This window comes from Myxococcus sp. CA005 (assembly GCF_006518205.1).
In the GTDB taxonomy this organism is placed as follows: Bacteria; Myxococcota; Myxococcia; order Myxococcales; family Myxococcaceae; genus Myxococcus; species Myxococcus xanthus.
On sequence record NZ_SRLV01000062.1, the window covers coordinates 39,874 to 50,959 of the forward strand.

Consider the following 11,086-nt stretch of genomic DNA (forward strand, 5'->3'; position numbering starts at 1 on the left):
GGCGCGGCCTACGCCGCCCGCTCGGACGTCCTTGCCTGCCACGCGGCGACGAAGTCCGCGAGCCCGTTCAACTGCCGGTCATTCAGCGTGGACTGCCACCGCGCCTGCCGCAGCTCGCGGTACGCGGTCGGCGCCTCCCAGCCGCGCGCCACCATCACCGCCAGCCCCACCAGGGGGCCCCGGCCCACGCCGTGCTCGCAGTGGGTATACAGCGTGCCGCCCTGCTCCAGCCGGGGCAAGGCCCATTCCACGCCCCGCATCAGCTGCTCCACCGATGGCGGATAGCGGTCCGTCACCGGCAGGTTCAGCAGTTCGATGCCCAGCGCCTTCAACGCCTCCGCGTCGTCACAGCGCTCACCCCGCACGTCAATCACCGCGGTGATGCCACGCGCCTTCAGCTCCGCGTACCGCGAGCGAGGCACCGCGCCACCCACGTACAGCCAGTCGTTCACCTGAGACACGTTCAGCCCGCGCCCCGGCAGCTTCGTGGTCCACTCCACGCAGCGCGCCACTGAGCGCAGCACCTGCTTGCGCACCCAGCCGCGCACACCCGGCACGTGGTGCACTTCCCGCAGCAAAGCAAAACTCACAGGTCGCCCTCGAGCGTCACTTCCATCAGCCCCGTCACCGGTGCCTTGCCCTCACGCTCCAGCACCGCCCGGTGCAGGTACGTCACCGGCGAGCCCACCACCGAACGCACCAGCCCGCCCAGCACCGCGCCCAAATCCTCCACTGGCGCGCTGCGCTGCATCAGCGAGGTGGAGCGCAGCACCATGGCAGAGGAGCCATCCGTGAACAGCTCCACCGTCCACGAGCTCCGCTCCTTCACGCCTTCCCGCGCGAGCGTGAAGTGCTCCAGCGAGCGGGCCTTGGCGCCTTCCTCCCACGCGTACACGGGGCCGTATTCACCGTCCTGCCCCTCACGCGCCAGCAGCACCAGCTTCTCGCCGCCGAGCAGCGCCCGGAAGCGCACCCACCGCTTCGCAAGCTTCGCTGGCGCAATGGTGGAGCGCGTGTGGTCCGCGTACCCGCCACCCGTGTAGACGACGTCCTCGCCCTTGGGCCGCTTCACCGTCGCCTTCAACGCGCTGAAGGCCAGCGTCACCTCGTGGTGGTAGCGGTCCTTGCCCACCTCCACTTCGGTGCCTTCCTGGCCCTGGGGCGTCATGGGCGCGGCGTACTCCAGCAGCACCCGCCCGCCATCCAGCGGGACTTCCACGCGCGTGGCCCCATCCGTGGAGCGGGCCGAGCACGGCCCCATCTTCAGCGTCGAGCTCTCCGCGTCATAGCGCCAGTCGCGCGCCTTGACCTTCGTCTGCGCCGACCAGGCCTTCTTCCCCGGCGTCAGCACCGTGGTCCGGCACAGTCCGGTGCGCGAGCCGGGACCGATGTTCGTCACCGTTAGCTGCACGAAGATGAAGGTGCCGCCGTCCAGGTCGCCGATGAAGGTGAAGTTCTCCCCGTAGTTGTCACTGGGGGACAGCTTCGGCTCCAGCACCGCGCCCGCCGCCGCCACCGAGGGCAGCACGAGCGCGGTGGCCACAGCCAGGCCCTTCAGCGCCTGGAAGCGCCCTTCAGGCCGCATGGGGGCGCTGCTCCATGAGCGCGTCCTCGGAAGCCGCCGCGTCGTTGTTGAAGACGTAGTCACGCTGCAGCGGCAGGTTCCACGCGAAGTACACCACGCCGCGCACCAGCCACCACCCCAGCGCATAGGCCAGCTGCGGGTGCAGCGTCAGTAGCGCCACGCCGCCCGCGTTGAGCAGCGCGCTGGTTCCACTCACCACCGAGTAGCGCGCCAGCTGCCGCCCCACCGCGCCGGTGCTCTTGAAGGTGAGCACCCGGTTGATGGAGTAGTTCACCACCGCGCCCAGGCCGCAGCCCAGCACCGTGGCCCAGGCGGGCAGCACGCCCGCCCACTCCACCAGCGCCAGCACCAGCGCGAAGTCCACCGCCGTGGCCACCGCGCCCGCCAGGGCGTTGAGCCCGATGATGGCCTTGCCGGAGCGCGCCTCCTGACGCTTGGGCGCCAGCGCCTTCACCAGATTGCGGAAGCGGGAGAGCGCCGTGACGTTGCTCATGACGGCCACGAAGACGAGCCCCACCACCGCGAGCCAGTGCATGGGGTGCTTCTCCTCGGGCCAGAAGACGGCCTCCAGGATGGGCGACAGCGCCGTGCCCGCGCCCATGAAGAGCACCCGCTCCAGCCGCTGCATGGCGCCGTCGCGCACATTGACGCCCAGGCCTTCGCCCTTGGCGCGCACGTAGGGCACCAGCGAGGAGCCGAGCAGCGCCATCAGCGCGGGCAGCAGCACCCAGGTGTCCCGGTAGTACCAGGCCAGGCCCATGAGCATCGCCGAGTCCACGTACCGGTCCAGCACCGAGTCCAGCGCCGCGCCCGCGGGGTTGGCCTCCTTGCGCGTGCGGGCGATGCGCCCGTCCATCACGTCCAGGATGCCCGCGAACAGGAAGAGCCACCCGCCCAGCGCGAAGCGGCCCGCCGCCACCGCCACGCCGGAAGAGATGCCCAGCAGGCCCGACAGCATGGACAGCGCGTTGGCCGGCAGACCCGAGCGCAGAATCACCGCCCACAGCGGCTGGATGACCCAGAAGAAGTAGTGCCGCAGGAAGAAGCCCACCAGCCCGTTGCTGCCGCGCTTGAGCGTCTCCTCGTCGCGGGGAATGCCCTTGAAGGCGCAGCGGATACAGAAGAGGAGCAAGCCGCCGATGAAGTACGTGCAGGCGACGATGGCCGGTGCCAGCGCCGTCCAGATGCGGGCGGACGGAGACAGGTTTCCGGTCAACCACGCCATCAGGTTCTCAAGCACGGGTGTCTCCTCTTGTAGTCAACGACACGGCCCACGGTGTGGTGGCCGTCCAACGGGCGTAGACGCTTTCGACCGCCAGGAATGCAACCGCCGCCACGCCCAGGCCCGCGAGCACGTCCAGGATGTAGTGGTGCGTCAGGTATACGGCGGAGAAGGCGACGAGCAACGCGAACAGCCCGGTGGAGATGCGCCACGCCCAGCCGCGCGACCACACGAACAGCGTCACCAGGAAGGGGTACGCCGCGTGCAGTGAGGGCATGGCCCCGAACACGTTGGTGCTGCGCGAGTAGAAGCTCGCGAAATAACTGATGCCCAGCAACTCGTCGAAACGGGCGGTCCCCGCGGGGTTGGGGGGCGCGGCCAGGTCGGCCGGTCCCGGGCCGTACTGGAGCACGTACCAGGGCGGCGCGGCGGGGTAGAGCACGTAGATGACGACGCCAATGGCGTTCGCCGCCAGGAAGCCCCAGCACAGCCTTTCGAAGAGCGAGTCCTTCTTCACGAAGAAGAAGATGGCCAGGATGAAGACCTCGTACAGGTACGCCGCGTAGGCGAAGCCGCACAGCAGGTCCATGGCCGGGGTGAAGCGCGTGGCCCACCATTCGGGCCAGTGGGTGCCGCCGGGCGCCGGGAACCACTGGCGCTCCAACTCCCACAGGTCGCCCGTGTGGATGGGGCCCCGCAGGAACAGCCAGAGACCCTGGCTGTCCAGCAGCATCCCGGTCAGCCAAAGCGCGAGCCCACCGCGGAGGAAGCGCTGAAGGCGGGGGCCCGACCAGGCCACCCCCAGAATCAGCGCGTCCGCCGCGACGTGGTCCCACCGCAGCCGGCCGGTGGCGTACACCAGCGTCAAGTGGCTCAACCCCAGGACGGTGGAGAGCCACGTGAGCGCGGTGACCTTATTTGGAGAGCGGGAGGTCATCTCCGTAATAGTCGAGCCCGAGGTGGGTGATGGGGTCCTCGCCCGCGACGACGCGCAGCGTGTTCTTCAGCTTGGTGAGCTGGATGAAGAGGTCGTGCTCCACCGGCAGACCCGGCTGCGCCATGGGGGTCTTGAAGTAGAAGGACATCCACTCCTGGATGCCGCGCCACTCCAGCCGCTTGGCCAGGTCCAGGAACAGCGCGATGTCCAGCACCAGCGGGGCGGCCAGGATGGAGTCGCGGCAGAGGAAGTTGACCTTGATCTGCATCGGATAGCCGAGCCATCCGGTGATGTCGATGTTGTCCCAACCCTCCTTCGCGTCGCCGCGGGGCGGGTAGTAGTGGATGGCCACCTTGTGCGCGTACTTCTTGTACAGCTCCGGGTACAGGTCGGGCTGCAGGATGGTGTCCAGCACGCTCGACTTGGTGACTTCCTTGGCCTTGAAGGCCGCGGGGTCGTCCAGCACCTCGCCGTCGCGGTTGCCCAGGATGTTGGTGGAGAACCAGCCATCCAGACCCAGCATGCGGGCCTTGAGCGCGGGCGCGATGACCGTCTTCATCATCGTCTGGCCGCTCTTGAGGTCGCGGCCGGCGACGGCCACCGACTCCTGCTTGGCCATCTCCTGGAGCGCCGGCGTGTCCACGCTGGCGTTGGGCGTGGCGTTCGCGAAGGGCACGCCCTCCTTGATGGCCGCGTAGGTGTACAGCGCGGTGGGGTTGATGTCCGGGCTGTTCTCGTCCAGCGCCTTCTCGAAGGCGGCCAGCGTCTTGAAGGACTCGGGCAGCGGACGGAAGGTCTCCACGCTGCTGCACACCACCATCACGGCGCGCGTCGCGTTGAGCTCCTTCTTGAAGTCGCGGATGTCCTGGCGCAGCGCTTCGATGCTCTCGCGGTGCGTCTTGGTGGCCTTGATGTGGTTGGCCTCGATGCGGCGCACGAACTCAGGGTCGTGCACGCCCTGCTTCGGCTTGATGCTCTGGAGGAACGGCTTCACCTCCTCCAGGTGCTTGTCGCTGAGCACGCCCGAGCGCACGGCCACTTCGTATGCGTCCTCACGGATGATGTCCCAGGCGCCGAAGGCAACGTCCTTCAGCTCCGCCAGAGGCACCAGCTCGTTGAGCTTCACGGTGCGCCCGTCGGTCCGCTTCCCCAGGCGGGCGGTGCCCATCTGCGTGAGCGACCCAATGGGGTGACCCTTGCCCTTGCGCGCCAGCTCGACACCCGCCATCAGCGTGGTGGACACAGCGCCCAGACCCGGAATCAGGACCGCGAGCTTGCCGTCCGGCTTCGCGACCGACCTCTTGTTTTCCATCGTGATGTTCCTTCGTTAGACGTATTCGAGTCGGCCGTATGCGGGTCGGTACGATACCGGTCGTGCATGCGGAAAATCTCGAAAGCGGATGGTTGATACTCTAAAGCGTTCATCACTTCAACTTCATGAGCGTGGCGGCTCTTACCACCCGAGGGTGCCGCACTCATGGATCAGGCCAGCCCGAGGTACAAGGCGAGGCGATCGACGCTGTCAGAGAAACACCAGGTCGTCAGAAGGACGACATCCACGGCACACTCCTCGGACAGGATCGCCATGGGTTGATGGTGACCCGCCCTGCTTGAAGGATGAAGAAGGTGTCAGTGGGACAGGGGGAGGCGGAGCCGTCGCGAGGCGCCGTCCTACCTTGATAACTGGCCCATTCCGGTGGGCCCGTCCGGCTCAATGGGGCAGTGGGGCGCTGTCGTCCAGGTCGAGCTTCTGGTGGTCGCCCGGTGCGTAGGGCTGTCCGGTGAAGGCGGCCTTCACCATGCCGGTGAGCTGGACCATGCGGCTGCTGGGCGTGTCCCAATACTCGGCCTTCTCCACGCGGACGCAGAGCAGGGCGAGCTCGGGGTCGTCCAGGCCGTCGGGGAACCAGGCCTTGAGGGTGGGGTTCCACAGCGCGCGGGCCTTCTCCTTGTCGAGCACCAGCCGGCAACGGCCGCTCACGGAGACGTAGCGGTCCCGGGTCGGGTCCGAGTACGCGAGGTTGACGTGGTGGTCGTGCGTCACCTCGTCGACCTTGGGGGAATGCTCGCGGGTGAAGAACCAGAGCTCTCCGTCGAAGTCACGCGCGTGCGTCCACATGGGGCGGCTGCGCAGGCTGCCATCCGCTTCCACGGTGGTCATCATCGCGACCTTGATGTCCTTGATGAGGTCATCGAAGTGCTCGGTGACGTCTTGGGTGTCCTTTTTCTTCCTGGCCATCGCTGCCTCCCTTGGGAGCACAAGGTAGGCAGCGTGGAGGTCGGCGGGCACATGGCGGTGGGTTGGCCGCCGCCAGGGCAGGCGGGCCTGTGGTAGGTGGCCGAGCAGGAAAGCGAGGGTTCGGATGCTGAAGACGGCGTGGAACGAGTGGAGCCTCAAGGCGCTGCAGTTGGAGACGGCGGTGCTGGCGCTGGAGGAGATCGACCTGCCCGAGGAGATGCACGCGCTCCAAGAGGCGGCGGAGGAGAAGCTGCTGGCGCTGGCGCGCGCGTGGAAGGCCCGTCAGCCGCAGCGCGAGCCGCGCACGTGGGAGCGCCAGACGCTGCCCGACGGCATGCCTCGCGACGCCGAGCTCAAGGACCTGGTGGAGGGCTTCAAGGAAGACGGCAAGTCGTGGACGCTGCTTCGCGCCACCAGCGACCTCAAGGAAGTGGTGGAGACGGTGGTGTCGGAAGGCCGCGCCTGCATGGCCGCGGGCGGCGAGTACTACCTGGGCCAGTGGGACGCGAAGGAGTCCGTGCTGGAGGTGGGCCGCGACGACGACGCGGACGAGCCCGGCACGGGCCTGGTGCTGGAGCCCACGGGCGAGCTCCAGTACACGCCGGACCCGGAGCTGTAGCCGCCGCTCGGCCCTCCAGCGCCTTCACGATGCGGGCGCGGAGCTTCTCGTCGGGCATCCGGCCGAAGCCCGCGCGCACGTTGTCGGCGGCGTGCGAGGGCTTGCGGGTGGCCGGCAGGGGGCGGGCTGTGAGGCGCCGACGCCGGGCAGGAGCAGGCCCCCCAGGGCCGCGGTGAGCACGTCGCGGCGGGACGGGGCACGGGAGGACAGGGCGGCCGATGGCAACGGCTGCGCTGAAGTGGACAGGTGACAGTTCCGCGCGGTGCCGGTGTTCTCTTGCACGAGCGGGGCGGCGACGCCTCCCGATGATTCCTCCTGGCCCGGGTGCCCGCGCGATGCGGGCCGGGCCTCATTCAAAACAGTCCAGGAAGGTCCAGGCGATGAATCGCAAGGTCTCGGTGTGCGCGGGGATGATGGCGGCGGTGGTGGCGTTCTCGGCCTCCGCCGAGGAGACGGCGGGCGGGCCGTCCTCGAGCGCCGCGAGCGGAGCGGCGTCTGTCGATTGGCCGGGCGTGGCGCGCGAGCTGTCCGCACCGCCGCTGGTGGCCGCGGCGGAGCAGCCGGTGAACCACGCCTTGGCCGCCGGGGCGCCCGCGGGGAGCGCGCCAGCGTCCGACGCTGTGAACCCTGTGGCATCGTCGAATGGCGCGTCCTCCATGCCCGTCGTGCCTGACGGTGCCAATGCGCCTTCGGCAGGCGCGCCCGAGGCGAAGGCGGAGGCCGACGCGAACGAAGTGCACATTCCGTTCAGCCTCACCCTGGTGCCGGGGCTGAGTACGTCGGGTTTCCACACCGGCAACGTGGTCAACAACGTGTCCATCGGCCTGGTGGCGACGCATGCGAAGCGGGTGGACGGCCTGGCGATGTCGCTGGCAGGCAACTGGGTGGGGGAGGGCGGGCTGAGCGGCGCGCAGCTCGCGGTGGGCGCCAACCTGGCCCAGGGGCCGGTGACGGGCGCCCAGCTCTCCGTGGGCGCCAACGTGGCCGGCGCGGACCTGCTGGGCCTCCAGTCCACGGTGGGCGTCAACGTGGTGCGCGGGAACGCGGAAGGCGCGCAGCTCGCGGTGGGGGGCAACATCGCGTCGGGCGAGGTGAATGGCACGCAGATGGCCGTGGCCGTCAACGTCGCGGGGAAGAGCCTGCTGGGCGCGCAGCTCGGCGTGGGCGCCAACGTGTCGGGCGGCCCGGTGCGCGGGTTCCAGGCTGCGGTGGGCGCCAACATCGCGACAGGGCGGGTCCACGGGCTCCAGGCCGCCGCGGGCCTCAACGTGGCGGGGCAGATGACGGGGCTCCAGATGTCCTCGGGTGTCAGCTACGTGCGGAATCTCTCCGGCGCCCAGCTCTCCATCATCAACGTGGGCGGCGAGGTGGATGGCGCGCAGGTGGGCATCGTCAACATCGCCAGCAACGTGACGGGCGCGCAGGTGGGCATCCTCAACGTGGCCCGTGAGTTGGACGGCGAGGCGGTAGGCATCCTCAGCTTCGTTGGTGGCGGTCAGGCGCATGTGCAGGCCTGGACCAGTGACGTGGCGCTCACCAACGTGGGCGTGAAGCTGGGCGGCCGTCACATCTACTCGCTGTTCACGGTGGGCTACAGCCCCTCCATCGACGAGGACCGCCGCCGCTTCGTCATGGGCGCGGGCCTGGGCGGCCACATCCCCGCGGGCCGCTTCTTCTTCGACATCGACGCGGTGAGCAGCACCGTCCACACGAAGCGACTCTTCGACGACTCGAAGCATGTCCTGGCGCAGCTCCGGTTGACGGCGGGCTGGCAGGTGGCGCGGCACTTCGCGGTGTTCGGTGGCGTCAGCGCCAACACGCTCGTCACCTGGGATGACAGCGACCCGTGGAAGGAGCTGGGCATCGGGCCGCAGTGGCGCCACGTCGCGGACGAGGGCCGCACCACCGTGCGCATGTGGCCGGGCCTGCTCGCGGGGGTGCAGATTTGAGGGGCCCCTCCCATCTTCCTCCCGGGTGCGCTGCTCTGGAGAGCGCGGCGCCAGGGGGTGAAGCATGGAAGGAAGCATGCGCGCGATGGTGCTGCGCGAGGTCGGGCAGCCCCTGCATGAGACGCGGCTGCCCATTCCTCGCCCCGGCCCGGAGGAGCTGTTGCTTCGCGTGCGCGCCTGCGCGGTCTGCCGCACCGACCTGCACGTCGTGGACGGTGAGCTGCCGAAGCCCAAGCTGCCGCTGGTCCCAGGCCATGAAATCGTGGCCACGGTGGAGGCGGCGGGCGAGCGGGCGACGGCCATTCCCGTGGGCACGCGAGTGGGCGTCCCCTGGCTCGGCTGGAGCTGCGGCCACTGCCGCTTCTGTCTGGCCGGCCAGGAGAACCTCTGCGAGCAGGCACGCTTCACGGGGTACCAACTGGATGGTGGCTACGCGGAGTTCACGGTGGCCCACCAGCGCTTCTGCTTCCCCCTGCCGCCCGAGTACACCGACGTCCACGCCGCGCCGTTGATGTGCGCGGGCCTCATCGGCTTTCGCAGCCTCCGCATGGCGGGGAGGGAGCGTCGTCTGTTGGGTTTCTACGGCTTCGGCGCCGCGGCCCACCTGCTCATCCAGGTCGCGCGCCACCAAGGCCGGCGTGTCTTCGCCTTCACCCGGCCGGGGGACGTGGAGGGCCAACGGTTCGCGCGGGAGCTGGGCGCGGAGTGGGCCGGGGATTCGGACACCGTGCCTCCGGAGCGGCTGGACGCGGCCATCCTCTTCGCGCCGGTGGGCGCGCTGGTGCCCGCCGCGCTCCGGGCGGTGGACAAGGCCGGCGTGGTGGTGTGCGGCGGCATCCACATGAGCGACATCCCCGCGTTCCCCTATGCGCTGCTGTGGGAGGAGCGGGTGGTGCGCTCGGTGGCGAACCTCACCCGGGCGGATGCGCTGGACTTCCTCGCGCTCGCGCCCAAGGTGCCGGTGCGCACCCTGGTGCAAACCTTCCCACTGTCCGCCGCCAACGACGCCCTCACCGCGCTGAGGCGAGGCCAGGTGCACGGCGCGGCGGTGCTGGAGGTGGCGGCCCTGGGTTGAGCGCGGAGTCGGGCGGGCCTACATCCGCCTCTCAGGGTGGGCGGGGCAAATCGCCCCGCAGAGACTGCGCGGTGTCCCATTTCGCCGCAAACGCAGCGTGTGGCTTGCGTGGCGTTTGATGGAATTTCGCGGACCTGGCGCGCTGGCCGCGCAAATGCATCCGGAAGGGAAGGCAACCCGATGCCCCCTTCCCGGGGGCACCACCACGCGAGGCGGACGATGAACCGAGCGCTGCAAATCACCTATCGGGGCATGGAGACGAGCGAGGCCCTGAGCGAGCACATCCGCGACCACGCCGGCAAGCTGGAGCAGTTCTACGACGGCATCGTGGGGTGCCACGTGGTGGTGGAGGAGCCGCACCGGCACAAGCAGCACGGCAGGCATTTCCACGTGCGCGTGGATGTGAGTGTGCCAGGAAGGAACATCGTCGCCAGCCGGGATCCGCAGGCGCGCACCGGGCACGAGGATGCCTATCAAGCGGTGACGGAGGCGTTCGACGCCGCCAGGCGCCAGCTCCAACACTACGCGGACGCGCTCAACACGCACCACGGGTGACGGTGTCGCTCGCGCGGCGCTTCATTCCCATTACAGACATCCAGCTGGGCGGTCGCGCGACGCACATTCCGAACATTTGCCATTCAAACCCCTGACAGACCTGGGGGGCTGGGCGTTATCGTGTGGCTTGTCACGCCATGAAAGCCCAGCGCCTCCAGGTGCTGCGGGTCGACGCCGAGGCCCCCCACCTCGTCACCACCGCCGCCGTCCACTCGACAGCCTCACTTGCCAAGTCCGCCACGGTTCCGTGCGCAGGGCGCCTGCATGGGTCGCGGGTGAACCCGGGGGGTGAGCGATGAGGCGCCCCGGGGGCAAGCGTGGGTGGTGGGTGGTGACCGGCGTCGTCTGGCTCGGCGGCATCGTGGCGGGTTCGCTCGCCATGGCTCGCTATTCCCTCACGCCCGGCGAGTCCCTGGCGGCACCCGCGCGCTGGCCCGGGGACTCCACCGTGCCACGCGTGGAGGGCCGTCCCACGCTGGTGATGTTGGCGCACCCGCTCTGTCCCTGCACGCGCGCGAGCATGGGAGAGCTCTCGTTGGTGATGGCGAAGGCGCAGGGGCGGCTCGACGCCTTCGTGCTCTTCCTCAAGCCCGAGGGCACCGGCGAGGATTGGGAGCAGGGCGAGCTGTGGCGTTCCGCGGCGGCGATTCCGGGCGTCACCGCCCTGCGCGACGAGGGCGGCGTCCAGGCGGAGCGCTTCGGCGCCGTCACCTCCGGCCAGGTGCTCTTCTACGACGCGGGTGGAGCGTTGCGCTTCAGCGGCGGCATCACCACGGCCCGGGGCCACGTGGGCGACAACGCCGGGCGCGCCGCGGTGGAGGCGCTGCTGGGTGACGCGCCGGCGGAAGCGCTGGCCGGGCACGCCGTCTACGGCTGTGAGCTGGAAGACCCCCGCGGGAGCGTGC

The 11,086-nt window shown here is 69.5% G+C and carries 11 protein-coding genes; 5 read left to right on the plus strand and 6 right to left on the minus strand.

Features of this window, described 5'->3' with window-relative positions; genetic code table 11:
• Positions 1-8: 8 nt before the first annotated feature.
• From FMQ63_RS24875 to FMQ63_RS24900, 6 genes are all read right to left on the minus strand, one after another.
• On the minus strand, positions 9-590 hold the full coding sequence (locus FMQ63_RS24875; RefSeq protein WP_011550581.1) for a dual specificity protein phosphatase: 582 nt from the start codon (positions 588-590) through the stop codon (positions 9-11).
• On the minus strand, positions 587-1,585 hold the full coding sequence (locus FMQ63_RS24880; RefSeq protein ID WP_020478415.1) for a hypothetical protein: 999 nt from the start codon (positions 1,583-1,585) through the stop codon (positions 587-589). Before FMQ63_RS24880 ends, FMQ63_RS24875 begins: the two co-directional genes overlap by 4 nt.
• The gene (locus tag FMQ63_RS24885; RefSeq protein WP_020478414.1) at positions 1,575-2,825 is read right to left on the minus strand and encodes a GtrA family protein; all 1,251 of its coding nucleotides are present in this window, start codon (positions 2,823-2,825) and stop codon (positions 1,575-1,577) included. The genes FMQ63_RS24880 and FMQ63_RS24885 overlap by 11 nt, the downstream gene beginning before the upstream one ends.
• Positions 2,818-3,744 carry a phosphatase PAP2 family protein gene (locus FMQ63_RS24890; RefSeq protein ID WP_011550584.1) on the minus strand — a complete coding sequence of 309 codons (927 nt, stop codon included), beginning with the start codon at positions 3,742-3,744 and terminating at the stop codon, positions 2,818-2,820. Before FMQ63_RS24890 ends, FMQ63_RS24885 begins: the two co-directional genes overlap by 8 nt.
• A complete protein-coding gene (locus tag FMQ63_RS24895; protein WP_011550585.1) occupies positions 3,722-5,056 on the minus strand; it encodes an inositol-3-phosphate synthase in 1,335 nt (444 codons plus the stop codon). The genes FMQ63_RS24890 and FMQ63_RS24895 overlap by 23 nt, the downstream gene beginning before the upstream one ends.
• 399 nt (positions 5,057-5,455) lie before the next feature.
• A complete protein-coding gene (locus FMQ63_RS24900) occupies positions 5,456-5,983 on the minus strand; it encodes a pyridoxamine 5'-phosphate oxidase family protein (RefSeq protein ID WP_011550586.1) in 528 nt (175 codons plus the stop codon).
• 124 nt (positions 5,984-6,107) lie between these two features.
• Between FMQ63_RS24900 and FMQ63_RS24905 the strand changes: the two genes are divergently transcribed.
• The 5 genes from FMQ63_RS24905 to FMQ63_RS24925 form a co-directional block, all read left to right on the plus strand.
• Positions 6,108-6,602, plus strand: coding sequence for a hypothetical protein (locus tag FMQ63_RS24905; RefSeq protein WP_011550587.1), 495 nt, complete (start codon positions 6,108-6,110; stop codon positions 6,600-6,602).
• 380 nt (positions 6,603-6,982) lie between these two features.
• Positions 6,983-8,551, plus strand: a complete 1,569-nt coding sequence (locus FMQ63_RS24910; protein WP_225909707.1) for a hypothetical protein — start codon at positions 6,983-6,985, stop codon at positions 8,549-8,551.
• Positions 8,552-8,615: 64 nt separating this feature from the next.
• Positions 8,616-9,626 (plus strand): zinc-dependent alcohol dehydrogenase family protein, encoded by a 1,011-nt coding sequence (locus FMQ63_RS24915; RefSeq protein ID WP_011550589.1) that lies wholly within the window; start codon positions 8,616-8,618, stop codon positions 9,624-9,626.
• A 219-nt stretch (positions 9,627-9,845) separates the two neighbouring features.
• Positions 9,846-10,181: an HPF/RaiA family ribosome-associated protein gene (locus FMQ63_RS24920; RefSeq protein WP_011550590.1), complete on the plus strand. Its 336-nt coding sequence runs from the start codon at positions 9,846-9,848 to the stop codon at positions 10,179-10,181.
• A gap of 295 nt (positions 10,182-10,476) precedes the next feature.
• A partial coding sequence (locus FMQ63_RS24925; RefSeq protein WP_141276748.1) for a RedB protein occupies positions 10,477-11,086 on the plus strand: 610 nt, incomplete at its 3' end.